Consider the following 13,091-nt stretch of genomic DNA (forward strand, 5'->3'; position numbering starts at 1 on the left):
AGGCCCCTTGGCTACCCCTTCACCGCCCCCTCCGTGCCCCGCATGAAGAAGCGCTGGGCGAGGAGGAAGACCACGAGCACCGGGATCATCATGATCATCGCTCCGGCGGCGACGTTAAAGGAGTCGTAGTTAAACTGCCCCTTGAGCTTGAGGATCGCCACCGACATCGGCAGCAGGTCGTCGTTGGTCAGCAGGGCCACGCTGGGCCAGAAGTAGGCGTTCCAGGTGCCCACCAGCGTGAAGATGCCCAGCGCCGTGAGCGAGGGCAGCGACAGGGGCACCATGACGCGCCACAGGATCTGCGCCTCGGTGGCCCCGTCGATGCGGGCGGCCTCCATCAGGGTGCTGGGGATGGCGAGGTAAGCCTGGCGCATGAGGAAGATGCCGAAGGCGGTCGCCACCGTGGGCAGCACCACCCCCAGGTAGGTGCCCAGCAGGCCCAGGTCGCGCAGGGTGAGCACGTTGACGATGAAGGCGATCTCGGTGGGCAGCACCAGCGTCGAGACGACGGCCCCGAAGATGAGGTTGCGGCCGGGGAAGCTCATGCGCGCCAGGGGGTAGGCCGCCAGCGCCGAGACCAGCAGCGTGCCCAGCACGGTGAGGCCGGTGATGACGACCGAGTTGAGGAAGTACTTGCCCAGGTTGAGCTTCTCGACGACCTCGAGGAAGTTGCCCAGCGTGAGTGCCTTGGGGAAGAGGCTCTGGGGGAAGGCGTAGATGCTGGTGCCCCCGACCACGGTCTTGTCGGTGATGGCGATGGCCAGCGTCCAGAGGAAGGGGAACACCGCGAAGGCGAAGATCGCCAGCAGCAGCGCGTAGTTGAGCACCCGCGCCACGAGGCGGCGCCACCGGGGGCGGCGCAGGCGCCCGGCCCCCGCGGCTTTGGACAGCCCGGCGACCTCCTGCCTCACGCCCGTCCCCCCCTCTCCTCGCGGGTGAGGTAGAAGTTGAGGTAGCTCAGAGCGAAGCCCACCAGCGCGATCAGGAGCCCGGCCGCCCCGGCCACGCCGAAGTTGGCGTCGAGCATGTTGCCCCAGCTCTTGTTGTAGACGTACAGCAGCGCGGTGTAGGTGGAGTTGAGCGGCCCGCCGCTGCCGCCGGTGAAGACGATGATCTCCTCGAGCACCCGGATCGCCGCGATGGTCGACAGCAGGCTGCACAGCAGCAGCGTGGGCTTCATCAGCGGCACCGTGATGCGCCAGAAGCGCTGCCAGGCGCCCGCCCCGTCGAGCACCGCGGCCTCCTCGAGCTCCGCCGGGATGCTCTGCAAGCCCGCGAGGTAGAGCACCATGTAGTAGCCGAAGCCGCGCCAGAAGGTCACCAGCATGATCGCCCACAGCGCGGTGTGCTCGTTGAGCAGCCAGCTAAAGCGCCCCTCCCAGTTGATGAGGTGCAGCAGCCGCAGCGACCAGTTGAGAAAGCCGTCCTTCTGGAAAATCCAGTCCCACATCACCGCCGCCAGCGCGATCGAGGTCACGACCGGCACGTAGTAGCTGGTGCGGAAAAGCCCCATCAGGGGCAGCTTCTGGTTGACCAGCACCGCCACCGCCAGCGCCGCGACCTGCAGCACCGGCACCACCAGCAGGTACTTGAGCGAGTTCCAGACCCCCGTCTGGAACAGCGGGTCGCCCAGCACCTGCGCGAAGTTGGCGAAGCCCACCCACCGGGGCGGCTCCTTGGCGGCGAGGTCGGCGATGGTGTAGTCGGTGAAGCCTAAAAAGGCCCCGTAGATCACGGGGTAGAAGGTGAACAACCCCATCAGCACCAGCGCAGGCGCCAAAAACGCGTAGGCGATGAGGGCAGTGGTCAGGGCTCGGCGTTTCACGTGCACCCCGTTTGGCCTGTTACCGAAAGGACGCCTTCGAACATTTGGGGTATTTCTGCGGCGGACCGCGCCCGAACGGGGGCCCTGCGAGGCAGGTGAAGGACCGGAGTCATAAGTTCCCTGGCGGATGGCCGGTAGCCCATAGCCAAAATCTCCCCTCTCGCTACGGGCTACCGGCTACCGGCTATCGGCGTCTACTTAGCATTCGCGTTCCAGAAGGTCACCGCGTCGTCGAGGGCCTGCTTGGCGCTCTTGCGGCCCAGGAAGGCGGCCTCGATGTTGTCGTTGAAGTTCTTGAAGATGTCGTCGGTGTTCTTCGGGGGCTTGAAGCCGGGGTTGATGAAGCGGCCCGAGCCCGAGACCATGCCCTTGGCGACCTCGATGGGGTCGTTGGGGTCTTTGGGCCTGAGGTTGGGGTCGTTCTCCGAGCCGCGCGCCGTCGAGACGATGGGCACCACGTTGGCGAACTTGACCTGGTTGGCGCGGCTGGTCATGAAGCTGGCGAAGAGGGCGGCCTCGCGCTTCTTGGTCGAGGCCTTGGGGATGACGAGGTCCATGGCCCCGCCGGTCTGGAGCTTGGCGGCGCCCAAGGGCGCGGCGACGACCTTGGTCTTCTTGTAGAGGTCGGGGTTGGACTCCTTGACGCGGTTGAGCGACTGCGGCCCGCCGATCATGATGGCGACCTTGCCCTGGCTGTAGAGCTCGTTGGTGAGCTGGAAGGCCTCCTTGCGCAAGAGCTCCTGCGGGATCACGTCGGCCTTCATGAGGTCGACGTACTTCTGCAAGAGCGCCACGTGGGCGGCGGAGTTGAAGTTGGCCTTGCCCTGCGCGTCGTAGATCGACAGGCCCTCGAGGAAGAAGCGGCCCAGGAAGCTCGCGCCGTTGGGATCCTTGACCGGGGGCAGCCAGCCGTAGGCCCCGGTGGCCTTCTTGATCTTCTCCGAGGCGGCGAGCAGGTCGTCGGTGGTCTTGATGCCGTTGGGGTCCACGCCGGCCTTGGCGAGGAGCTCGGGGTTGTACATCATCACGCCCTGGTCCACCCAGCCGTACCAGGGGTAGCCGTAGGGCTTGCCGTCGACGGTGAAGATGCTGAGCACGTTGGGGTAGTAGGCGTTCTCGAGCGCGGCCTGGGTGGTGAGCTCGGTGAGCGGGGTCAGCAGCCCGTTCTGCGCGGCGGCGAAGGTGGAGTCTTGCCAGAGGTTGACCACGTCGGGGGCCTTGCCCAGCGCGATCGCGGCGGTGAGGTCGCGCTCCATGGTGTCCTGCTTGTCGACCCACTTGACCTTGACGGTGGGGTTGGCCTTCTCGAAGTCGGCGATCACCCCCTTGATGTAGTTGTCGAAGTTGGGGCTGAGGTAATACGTCCAGAACTCGATCTCCACGGTTCTCTGCTGGGCCATGCCGCCGAGGCCCAATAGCCCCAGGCCCAACATCCCTGCTGCGAGTAGCTTCTTGACCATATCCTCCTCCTGAATGTGCCTACGGGCATAACCCGAAAAGCCAACGGCTAGTAGTTGCGGTCGGCCACCGCCGCCGCCGTCTTGGCGATGTGCTCCGACGAGCGGGGGTGGCGCAACCCCACCAGGGTGTAGAGCAGGTCGAGCAGCAAGAGCTGCCCCATCTTGGCGCTCACCGAGCCGCCGGTGAGGGGCGACTCGGCCACGGGGGTGGTGAGGGTGAAGGCGGCGGCGCGGGCCAGCGGGCTCTTGGCCCGGTGGGTGATGGCGACGGTGGTGGCCCCGGCCTGCTGGGCGAGCTCGAGCGCCTTGACGGTGTCGATGGTGGTGCCCGAGCGCGAGATGCCCACTGCCACCGCCTGCGCGTCGAGGGTGCTGGCCGACATGGCCGCGAGGTGGGGGTCGGCGTAGCCCTGCGCCATGTAGCCCAGCCGCAGGAACTTGTAGGCGAAGTCCAGCGCCGTCACGCCCGAAGCGCCCACGCCGTAGAACTCCAGCCGCCTCGCGCCGAGGATGCGCTCGACCACGGCCTCCACCGCCGCCAGGTCGAGCATGCGCACGGCGTCCTCGAGCGCCTGGCGGGCGTGGTGGGTGACGTACTCGAGCACCTCCGGCGCGGTGCGGGGGTTCTCCTGCGGCGTGAGCCCCACCGGGTTGGCGGCGAGGTCGGAGGCCAGCGCCAGCTTGAACTCCTGGAAGCCGCTGAAGCCCAGGTCGCGGCAGAAGCGGATCACGCTCGCCTCCGACGACCCCGAAGCCTCGGCCACCTCCACCACGGTCTGGTAGAGCAGTTGCTCGGGGTTCTCCCGCACGTACTCGGCGATCTTCTGCAGCGCCGGGGTGAGCCCCTTGCCCACGGAGCGCAGGGAGGCTAAAGCGCCGTTAGGCACGGGCACCTCCGGTGCGCCGATAGCCGATAGCTGCCGAACGCCCAACGCTAAACGCTAAACGCCCGAAGCCGTGATCAAACGGCGTCTTGCGTTTCACCGCCTTGGTGTAGGACGTAGGACATACGATCCTCTCGCGTTGGGCGTTCGGCGTTGGGCGTTCAGTGTTCACCCCGCCACCTTCCCCTCCGCCAGCGCGTCCACGAAGGCTTTCGTCAGGAGCTCGATGCGGGTGAGCGCGGTGCCCACGGTCACGGCGAAGGCGCCGGCCTCGAGCGCGGCCCGGGCGTCTCGGGGGGTGCCGATGCGCCCCTCGGCGATGGTGCGCACGCCGCGGGCGGCGAGTTGGCGCACGAGCTCGAGGTCGGGGCCGGCGAGCTTGGGCGAGTGGTCGGTGTAGCCGGAGAGGGTCGAGCCCACGAAGTCGGCTCCCAGGCGGTGGGCCTCGAGGCCCTCCTCGAGGGTGGAGACGTCGGCCATGGCTAAGCAGCCGTGGGCGTGGACGGCCGCGATCAGGTCGGCCACCGGCACCGGGCGGGGGCGCTGGGTGGCGTCGAAGGCGATGATCTCGGCGCCGCGGCGGGCCAGGGCCTCCACGTCGGCGAGGTGGGGGGTGATGTAGACGGGCGAGCCCTCCACCTCCTTCTTGACCAGGCCGATGACGGGCAGCCGGGTGACGGCGCGGGTGGCCTCGAGGTCGGCCAGGCCCTCGATGCGCAGGGCCACGGCGCCGCCGGCCTCGGTGGCCTGGGCCAGCGCCGCGACGAGGTGGGGGTGGTCGAGGGGGCCGCCGCGCACGGGCTGGCAGGACGCGATGAGCCCGCCGTGCAGGCGTTGGGGGATGCCGGACGTGTCCCTGGGCATGGGTGGCTTCTCCTCTGAAGTGTTGCTCTACCCAAGACGCTATTGCTTGAAGTAAAGTTTTGTCAAGAGGAGCCAACATGGATGAAACGTTACGCCTCGCCGGACGCCTGATGGGCGTGGACATCCCCGCCCCCGAGCTCGACGACGCCACCCGCGCCCACCTGGCGAAGTACCGCTTCGGCTCGGTGTGCCTGTTCCGCAAGAACATCCGCGACCGGCACCAGCTCGCCCGGCTGGTGGCCGAGCTGCGCGAGATCCTGGGCCCCGAGTGCCTCATCTCCATCGACCAGGAGGGCGGCGCGGTGCAGCGCACCACCGACCTGCCCGAGGCCCCCGCGCCCATGGCCATCGGCGCCACCGGCGACGCGGGGTTGGCCGAGGCGGTGGGCGGCGCGGTGGGGCGCTCCCTGATCTCGCTGGGCGTCAACTGGAACTTCGCCCCCAGCCTCGACGTCAACACCAACCCGCTCAACCCGGTCATCGGCGACCGCAGCTTCGGCTCCGACCCGCAGAAGGTGGCCGCGCTGGGGCTGGCCTGGGCGAAGGGCCTCGAGCAAGCCGGGGTGATGGCCTGCGTCAAGCACTTCCCCGGCCACGGCGACACCCACCTCGACTCGCACCTCGACCTCCCCACCGTGGGCAAGCCCCGCGCCCTGCTCGAGCGCCTGGAGTTCCTCCCCTTCCGGCGGGCGGCGGAGGCCGGCGTGGGCTCGTTCATGACCGCGCACATCGTCTACCCCGAGCTCGACCCCGACTACCCCGCCACCCTCTCCCCGCGCATCCTCGGCGGCCTCCTGCGCCAGGAGTGGGGCTACGACGGCGTGGTGGTCACCGACTCGATGGACATGAAGGCCATCACCAAGTTCAGCCCCGACGCCGGCGCGGCGGCCGTGCGGGCCTTCGCCGCCGGGGCCGACATGGTGCTGGCGCTGGGCCCCAAGCCGGTCCAGGCCGCCCAGGCCGAAGCCCTGGCGAAGGCCATCGCCGAGGGCACCATCCCCCGGGCGCGGCTCGAGCACAGCCTCGAGCGCCTCGCCCGGGCCGCCCGGGCCTTCCCCGGCACCCCCCGCCACTACAGCGCCCAGGCCGAAGCCGCCGACCGCGCCCTGATGAAGGAGGCCGCCGCCCGCAGCCTCACCCGCCACGGCCCCGTGCGCCTGCCCCGCCCCGCCGACCGCGTGCTCTTCGTCGCCCCCGACGTCGCCCCCGGCGAGAGCGCCTACGAGAACGGCCCCGCCGCCCAGGACCTCGCCCGCCGCCTCAAGGAGCGCTTCCCCGGCCTCCGCACCCTCGCCTACCCCCGCCAGCAGCCCCAGGCCGTCCTGGCCTCGGCCCAGGCCGCCGCGAAGGAGTCCGACTTCATCCTCTACGTCTCCACCACCCGCCAGCAGCTCTCCCACGCCGAAGCCGAACTCGCCCAAGCCCTCTTCGCCCTCGACAAGCCCGCCCTGCACGTGGCGTTGTGGAACCCCTACCACGTCCAGGTGGTCCGCCAACCCGCCCTCATCACCTACGGCTGGCGCCCACCCACCCTCGAGGCCCTCGTCGAAGCCCTCAGCGGCGCCGAGACCCCGGGAAAGCTGCCGGTGGAACTGGCGGGGTGAGACGCTGAACGTCGAACGCGAAACGCCGATTGTAGGGGCGGGCCCCGTGCCCGCCCCGCCTCTTGCCCCCTATCGACGTCTTCCGGCGTTGGGCGTTGGGCGTTCGGCGTTCAGCATATTGCGTTTTGCGTCTGGCGTTGGGCGTTGGGCGTTCGGCTATCGACCATCAACCATCGACCCAATAAGCTTTGACCATGAAAGCCATCCGCGTGCACAACCCTGGCGGCCTCGAGGCCATGCGGCTCGAAGAAATTCCCGTGCCCGTACCCGGTGAGGGGCAGGCGTTGGTGCGGCTCGAGGCCGTTGGGGTCAACTTCATCGACGTGTACAAGCGCTCCGGGATCTACAAGCTGGACACGCCCTTCACCGTGGGCGAGGAGGCGGCCGGGGTGGTCGAGGCGGTGGGGCCCGGGGTGAGCGGGCTGCGGCCCGGCGACCGGGTGGCCTACGCCAACGTGATGGGGGCTTATGCCGAGTACGCCGTGGTCCCGGCCGATAAGCTCGTGCGCGTGCCGGAGGGCCTCGACTCCCGCACCGCCGCCGCCCTGATGCTGCAGGGCATGACCGCACACTACCTCGTCAAGAGCACCTACCCCCTCAAGGCGGGCGAGACCTGCGTGGTCCACGCCGGGGCCGGCGGGGTGGGGCTGCTGCTGATCCAGATGGCCAAGATGGCCGGCGCGCGGGTGATCTCCACCGCCTCGAGCGAGGCCAAGCGCGCCCTGGCGCGCGGGGCCGGGGCCGATCACACCCTGCCCTACGAGGGCTTCGAGCAAGGGGTGCTCGAGATCACCGGCGGCCAGAAGGCCGACGTGGTCTACGACGGGGTGGGCCAGGCCACCTGGGAAGGCAGCCTGAACTCGCTGCGGGTGCGGGGCATGCTGGTGCTCTACGGCCAGTCGAGTGGCCCGGTGCCGCCCTTCGACCCCCAGGTTCTCAACCGCAAGGGCGGCCTCTACCTCACCCGCCCCTCGCTGTGGCACTACACCCAAGACCGTGCCGAGCTCGAGTGGCGCGCCGGGGAAATCCTGCGGTGGGCCGCCGAGGGCCGCCTCCAAGTGCGCATCGGCGCAGAATTCCCGCTCGAGCAGGCCGCCGAGGCCCACGCCAAGCTGCAAGGGCGCGAGACCACCGGCAAGGTGCTGCTGATCCCCTGAGGCCGCCATGCCCAAGCGCCGCGCTCGAGACCTGGGCCTGCCCTTCGGGGGCGAGACCGGCTCCCTCAACGCTGACCTTCAGACCCGATCCCTCGAGGCCCTGCTGGTGGAGCTAGAGCAGAGCGCGGCCGACTACCTGCTGCTGCGGGCGCGGCTGCGCGGCACAGCGCTGGGCGACGATGAGCGGGAGCAACTCGAGGCCGACCTCCACGCCAAGGTGGTGCTGCTGGCCTCGAGCGCGGAACAGGCCGAGGAGGCCTTGGCCGATACACAAGCCGATACACAGTGAAGGGCCATTCACGAGGTCTTATACCGGATTCAAAAAGATAGTCATCCGAACCAAAGAGACCCAGAGGCTATCTTTTTGAATCCCAGAGCACTCCCTTCGGTCGGGTTAGTTCGTCACCGAACGGTGACGAACTAACCGAATCTGGTATTAGCCCATATCAGAGGTTTTGTTTAAGCCGCGTCCGAGAGCGATCTCCCGCGCCCCGTTGACCACGTCGGACCCGATGTCCTGCAACAGGGCGGTTTGATCGGGCGGATAGCCCTCGAAAAAGCTCGGGTCGCGGCGCACCTCGGCGACCACGGCCTTCCGCTCCTCGAGGCTTTCCGACATGGCAGCCTGAGTTAGGAAAGAGCGGGCCTGTTCAAACGTGCGTTTCACGGCGACCTCCTGGACGTGAGCAGTCAGGAAAGTCAGGAAAGTCAGGAAAGCCGGGTGACCCGGCACCTATCGTCCACGGTTACGCTCCAAAACATCAAAGCCCATCGGTTCGCCAATGAGGGCTGTTAGGCAACAACAAGGGCCACGCTGGCAATAGCTACTTGAGCTTGAGGGTGCAGGTGCCGAACTTCGAGAAATCCTTAGTTCGGTTGGCCTTAGACAGCTCCTCTGCGTCGCCCGCCAGGTAGCGGCCTTCGAACGAGGCGGCCGGGCCGACCGCATTCTCGATATAGCAGAAAGCCCCTTGCCGCTTTTGAGGGTCGGTGATGATCGTGGCGATAGCGGCGGCCTCCTTGGGGGTGTAGAAGATGCCCGCGCTGTAGTAGAAGAGGTTCCCGCTCAAGCGAAGCTCCGGCACGTCCTCGTAAGCGTAGCTCTCCCCATAGGGCTTTTTTTCGCGGAGGTTGAGGAGGAACACGTGCGTGGTGTTCTGCCAGCGCCCGGTGAGCTCCCAGGTCTGGCCGACCTGGAACGGACCAGCCTGCCGGGAGCTAGAGGTCGAGGGGACACAAGCGGCCAGGACGAGGGACGTCAGCACCAGGAGAAGAAAACGTTTCACCCCAGAATCTTATCCAGAAAATGTCCCTACTTTTGGGGCATTTAGCCCGCCAGCTTGCGCGCCAGGCTCGGCAGCCCCTCGGCCAGGGTGGGGTGGATGTGCACGGACTGCTCGAGCCGGCGCCACGTCGAGCCCGCCTCCATGTGGGCCAGGAAAACGTGCACCAGCTCGGCGGCCTCAGGGCCCACCAGCGTCGCGCCCAGGATGCGCTCGGTCTGGCGGTCTACGACCATGCGGTAAAAGCCCAGCGTCTCTCCCGTCTCCCAGGCGCGGGCCACCTTCTCCAGCGGGAGGTCCACGGCTCGGGCGTCGTGCCCCTTCCGGCGGGCCTGCTCGAGCGTGAGCCCTACCCGGCCCACCTGGGGGTCGGTGAAGACGGCGTAGCCCAGCGCCCGGTCGTCGCGGCGGCGGTCCTCGCCGGCTAGGATGGCCTTCAGGCGGCGGTGGTCCTCCCAGGAGACGTGGGTGAACTGCGGCTGGCCCGCCACGTCCCCGATGGCGTAGACCCCCTCGGCGCTGGTGCGGAATTGGTCGTCGGTCTTCACGAAGCCGCGCTCGTCGGTCTCGACGCCGGCGGCCTCGAGCCGCAGCGCCTCGGTGTTGGGCCTGCGCCCGGTGGCGACGAGCAGGGCGTCGCCCTCGAGCCTCTCGCCGCCGAGCTCGAGGGTGAAGCGCTGGCGGCCATAGCGCACCGCCCGGACCTTGCTCCTGAGGTGCAGCTTGACCCCGTCGGCCTCGAGGGCCTCCTGCAGCACCTCGCTCACCTCGGGCTCCTCGCGCGCGAGCACGCGGTCGTTGCGGTCGAGGACGTGCACCGCGCAGCCCAGCCGGGCCAGGCCCTGGCCGAGCTCGAGGCCCACGTAGCCCCCGCCCAGCACCAGCACCCGCTCGGGCCGCTCGCGCAGCTCCCAGAAGTTGTCGCTGGTGAGGTAGGGGGTTCCGGCCAGGCCGGGAATTTCGGGCTCGAGCGGCGAGGTGCCGGTGTCGATGAGGACCACCGGGGCCTGCACCCGCACGCCCCCGCCCTCCACGCGCCGCTCGCCCACGAAGCGGGCCTCGGCCCGCACCAGCCGCACCCCGGCCTTCTTTAGCCGCCCCTCCACCCCCCGCGACGAGGCCTCGGGGTAGCCGCGCACCCGCTCCATCACCGCCGCGAAATCGACCGTCACCTCGGCCCGCACGCCCAGCCCCAGCCGCTCGGCCTTGCGGGCCCGGCCTGCGGCGTGGGCCGAGGCCAGGAAGGCCTTGGACGGGGTGCAACCGGTGTTGACGCAGGTGCCGCCCAAGGCCCCGCGCTCGAAGAGGACCACCCTCCGGCCCTGCTGCGCCCACTCGGCGGCCAGGGGAACCCCGCCCTGCCCGCTGCCGATGACGATCAAGTCCGCACTCTCCATGCGCCGCCTCCGCTCCACGACCCCGGGCGCCGGCCGGGGTCCGTCCGTTTTCCCGCCCCCCAACCGTGAGCCGCGGGTCGTCCGGGCTACCCGGCGGGGCGTACACTAGCCATGATGATTCGCCACGCTGTGCTGCAACTGAAACCCGAAAAGGGTCACGTCCAGAAGAACATCGAGCGCATCGGGCAGGTCTTGCGGGAGATCCGGGGGCACCGCCCCGACGTGGTGGTGCTGCCCGAGGCCTTCCTCTCGGGCTACTTCCTGCAAGGGGGCGTGCGCGAGGTGGCCCTCACCCAGGCCGAGCTCAGCGCGGCCATGAGCGCCCTCTACGACTCGCTCGCCTGGGACGGCCCCCTCGACGTGGTGCTGGGCTTCTACGAGCAGGACAGCGGCATCTACTACAACAGCGCCGCCTACCTCGAGCTCGGCGGGCGCGGCCTGCTCAACGTGCACCGCAAGGTCTTCCTGCCCACCTACGGCGTCTTCGACGAGGAGCGCTACATCTCGCGCGGCAACCGGGTCGAGGCCTTCGACACCCGCTTCGGCCGGGTGGCCCTGCTGATCTGCGAGGACTTCTGGCACTCCGTCACCGGCATGATCGCCGCGCTCGACGGGGCCGACATCCTCTACGTGCCCTCGGCCTCGCCCGCTCGAGGCTTCGCCGGGGCCGAGCCGGCCAACGTGGCCCGCTGGAAGAGCCTCACCCAGGCTACCGCCGCCGAGCACGGGGTCTACGTGGTGCTCAGCTCGCTGGTGGGCCTCGAGGCGGGCAAGGGGCTGGTGGGCGGCAGCGTGATCACCGGCCCCGAGGGCAACCTCCTGGGCGCGGCGCCGGTCTTCGAGGAGGCGGTGCTGCTGGGCGACATCGACCTCGCCCGCATCGCCCCCGTGCGCTACGACAACCCCCTGCTCGCCGACATGGAGGCCGGGATGCCGCTGTTGATGAACGACCTCGAGCGCGTCATGGCCGGGCTCAAGGTGCTCGGCAAGAACCCCCGCCCCCTGCACGGGAAGGAACTGGCCCGGGGCTAGAGGGAGGAAAAAACCGTGCTGAAGATCGTCGAAGCCGCCCCCGGGCGCGAAGTCCTCGAGCTCAACTACCCCCTGGTCACCGACTTCCTCACCCGCTTCATCCGCGAGGAGCTGGGGTGGCGCGGCTTCAGCCGCGCGGTGGTCGCCAACTCCGGCGGGGTGGACTCCGCCACCACCATCGCCCTGACCGTGCGCGCGCTGGGGCCCGAGAACGTCTTCACCGTGTTCATGCCCCACGCCATCTCGAGGCCCGAGTCGGCCGAGCACGCCCGGCTGGTGGCCGAGCACTACGGCACGCCCTACGAGGTGGTGGACATCACCCCCATGGTCGAGGGCTACGCCGCCCAGACCCCCGGCATCACCCCCCGCCGCCTGGGCAACGTCATGGCCCGCGCCCGCACCATCGTGGGCTTCGACAAGGGCGAGCAATACCGCGCGCTGCACTTGGGCACCGGCAACAAGACCGAGCGCCTCTTCGGCTACTACACCTGGCACGACGTGGCCGACACCGGCCCCATCGCCCCGCTGGGCGACCTCTACAAGACCCAGGTCTGGGGCCTAGCCGAGTACCTGGGCGTCCCCGAGGTGGTGCGCGGCAAGCCCCCCACCGCCGACCTTGAGGCCGGCCAGACCGACGAGGGCGACCTGGGCATCTCCTACCGCAAGGCCGACGTGATCTTAGAGCACTACCTCAAGGGCTACCCCGACGCCTACATCGTGGGCCTGGGCTACACCGAGGCCGAAGTAGCACGGGTCAAGAGCCTGGTCAACAAGACCCACTGGAAGCGCCACCTCCCCACCAACGCCGTGGTGAGCACCACCGCCATCCACGAGTTCTACCTGCGGCCGCTGGACTTCCGGCTAGGGTAGCCGGAAGCGGTCAGCGAACGGCTGGTGGCCCGTGGTTCGTCGAGGATCGAGGGTCGAGGGCCAAAGCGTCCCGCGACTTGCGTTCGGCGTTCGACGTTCGACGTTTTGCGTACGACGTACGACGTAATACCGGATTCAAAAAGATAATCATCCGATCCGAAGAGCCCCGGAGGCTATCTTTTTGAATCCTAGAGCACACCCCTCCCTGACGGTCGGCGAAGCAAGCGTATCCCTTCCAAGGGGCGCTATCGCCCTCCGCCACGCGGATAACTTCGGTCGGGTTAGTTCGCCGCCATCTGGCGCCGAACTAACCGAATCTGGTATAAGACGTACGACCGGCGTCTTGCATCTCGCGTTCGGCGTAGGACGTACGACGTACGACCCGCGCCCAACGTCCTCCACCACGCACCCCCTCTACCCGAGCAACCGCCCCGCCACGGCGAAGACCAGCACCATCAGGCCCACGCTCAGCGCCAGGGCCAGCCAGGGCGGGCCTTCGCGCACGTAGCGAAAGAAGCGGCTTTTGCCGAAGAGCGCCCGGCTCAGGGCAATCAGCAGCACGCCGCCGCAAAACACCGACAGCAGGACCATCAAGCGCACGGGCTCGAGGCCGCCCAGCCCTTCCAGCCGTTCCACGCCTCTAGCTTAGTCCCTCGAGAGGATTAAGCCGTCAGCTATCAGCGTTCAGCCGTCAGCGAAAGGCGGGCTCATGGCG

Annotated in this window: 14 protein-coding genes; 5 read left to right on the forward strand and 9 right to left on the reverse strand. The window is 68.7% G+C overall.

Features of this window, described 5'->3' with window-relative positions:
- Positions 1-11 precede the first annotated feature (11 nt).
- The 5 genes from MEICH_RS0103085 to MEICH_RS0103110 form a co-directional block, all read right to left on the reverse strand.
- Positions 12-911, reverse strand: coding sequence for a carbohydrate ABC transporter permease (locus tag MEICH_RS0103085; RefSeq protein ID WP_051303869.1), 900 nt, complete (start codon positions 909-911; stop codon positions 12-14).
- Positions 908-1,825, reverse strand: a complete 918-nt coding sequence (locus MEICH_RS0103090; protein WP_245587608.1) for a carbohydrate ABC transporter permease — start codon at positions 1,823-1,825, stop codon at positions 908-910. The genes MEICH_RS0103085 and MEICH_RS0103090 overlap by 4 nt, the downstream gene beginning before the upstream one ends.
- 194 nt (positions 1,826-2,019) lie before the next feature.
- Positions 2,020-3,285 (reverse strand): ABC transporter substrate-binding protein, encoded by a 1,266-nt coding sequence (locus tag MEICH_RS0103100; protein WP_027891396.1) that lies wholly within the window; start codon positions 3,283-3,285, stop codon positions 2,020-2,022.
- A 47-nt stretch (positions 3,286-3,332) separates the two neighbouring features.
- Positions 3,333-4,172: a MurR/RpiR family transcriptional regulator gene (locus MEICH_RS0103105; RefSeq protein ID WP_027891397.1), complete on the reverse strand. Its 840-nt coding sequence runs from the start codon at positions 4,170-4,172 to the stop codon at positions 3,333-3,335.
- Between the two features lie 165 nt (positions 4,173-4,337).
- Positions 4,338-5,033 (reverse strand): N-acetylmannosamine-6-phosphate 2-epimerase, encoded by a 696-nt coding sequence (locus MEICH_RS0103110; RefSeq protein WP_027891398.1) that lies wholly within the window; start codon positions 5,031-5,033, stop codon positions 4,338-4,340.
- Between the two features lie 77 nt (positions 5,034-5,110).
- Between MEICH_RS0103110 and nagZ the strand changes: the two genes are divergently transcribed.
- The 3 genes from nagZ to MEICH_RS0103125 all read left to right on the forward strand — a co-directional run bounded on the left by nagZ (position 5,111) and on the right by MEICH_RS0103125 (position 8,083).
- The gene (nagZ, locus tag MEICH_RS0103115) at positions 5,111-6,637 is read left to right on the forward strand and encodes a beta-N-acetylhexosaminidase (RefSeq protein WP_027891399.1); all 1,527 of its coding nucleotides are present in this window, start codon (positions 5,111-5,113) and stop codon (positions 6,635-6,637) included.
- A 194-nt stretch (positions 6,638-6,831) separates the two neighbouring features.
- On the forward strand, positions 6,832-7,794 hold the full coding sequence (locus MEICH_RS0103120) for a quinone oxidoreductase family protein (protein ID WP_027891400.1): 963 nt from the start codon (positions 6,832-6,834) through the stop codon (positions 7,792-7,794).
- 7 nt (positions 7,795-7,801) lie between these two features.
- Positions 7,802-8,083 (forward strand): hypothetical protein, encoded by a 282-nt coding sequence (locus MEICH_RS0103125; RefSeq protein ID WP_027891401.1) that lies wholly within the window; start codon positions 7,802-7,804, stop codon positions 8,081-8,083.
- A gap of 147 nt (positions 8,084-8,230) precedes the next feature.
- On the opposite strand, the gene MEICH_RS0103130 is transcribed toward MEICH_RS0103125, so the two are convergent.
- The 3 genes from MEICH_RS0103130 to MEICH_RS0103140 all read right to left on the reverse strand — a co-directional run bounded on the left by MEICH_RS0103130 (position 8,231) and on the right by MEICH_RS0103140 (position 10,474).
- A complete protein-coding gene (locus tag MEICH_RS0103130) occupies positions 8,231-8,461 on the reverse strand; it encodes a hypothetical protein (RefSeq protein WP_157202589.1) in 231 nt (76 codons plus the stop codon).
- A 157-nt stretch (positions 8,462-8,618) separates the two neighbouring features.
- Entirely contained in the window at positions 8,619-9,080 is a 462-nt protein-coding gene (locus MEICH_RS0103135) for a hypothetical protein (RefSeq protein WP_027891403.1), read from the reverse strand.
- A 41-nt stretch (positions 9,081-9,121) separates the two neighbouring features.
- The gene (locus MEICH_RS0103140; RefSeq protein ID WP_027891404.1) at positions 9,122-10,474 is read right to left on the reverse strand and encodes a dihydrolipoyl dehydrogenase family protein; all 1,353 of its coding nucleotides are present in this window, start codon (positions 10,472-10,474) and stop codon (positions 9,122-9,124) included.
- Positions 10,475-10,588: 114 nt separating this feature from the next.
- Here MEICH_RS0103140 and MEICH_RS0103145 point away from each other — a divergent pair, with 114 nt between their 5' ends.
- Entirely contained in the window at positions 10,589-11,506 is a 918-nt protein-coding gene (locus MEICH_RS0103145) for a nitrilase-related carbon-nitrogen hydrolase (RefSeq protein WP_027891405.1), read from the forward strand.
- Positions 11,507-11,524: 18 nt separating this feature from the next.
- On the forward strand, positions 11,525-12,376 hold the full coding sequence (gene nadE / locus MEICH_RS0103150; RefSeq protein WP_027891406.1) for an NAD(+) synthase: 852 nt from the start codon (positions 11,525-11,527) through the stop codon (positions 12,374-12,376).
- 414 nt (positions 12,377-12,790) lie between these two features.
- Here nadE and MEICH_RS0103155 read toward each other — a convergent pair whose 3' ends face one another.
- Complete coding sequence (locus tag MEICH_RS0103155) at positions 12,791-13,012, reverse strand: hypothetical protein (protein ID WP_027891407.1); 222 nt, start codon at positions 13,010-13,012, stop codon at positions 12,791-12,793.
- Positions 13,013-13,091: the final 79 nt, after the last annotated feature.

The organism is Calidithermus chliarophilus DSM 9957 (genome assembly GCF_000430045.1).
GTDB classification, from domain to species: Bacteria; Deinococcota; Deinococci; order Deinococcales; family Thermaceae; genus Calidithermus; species Calidithermus chliarophilus.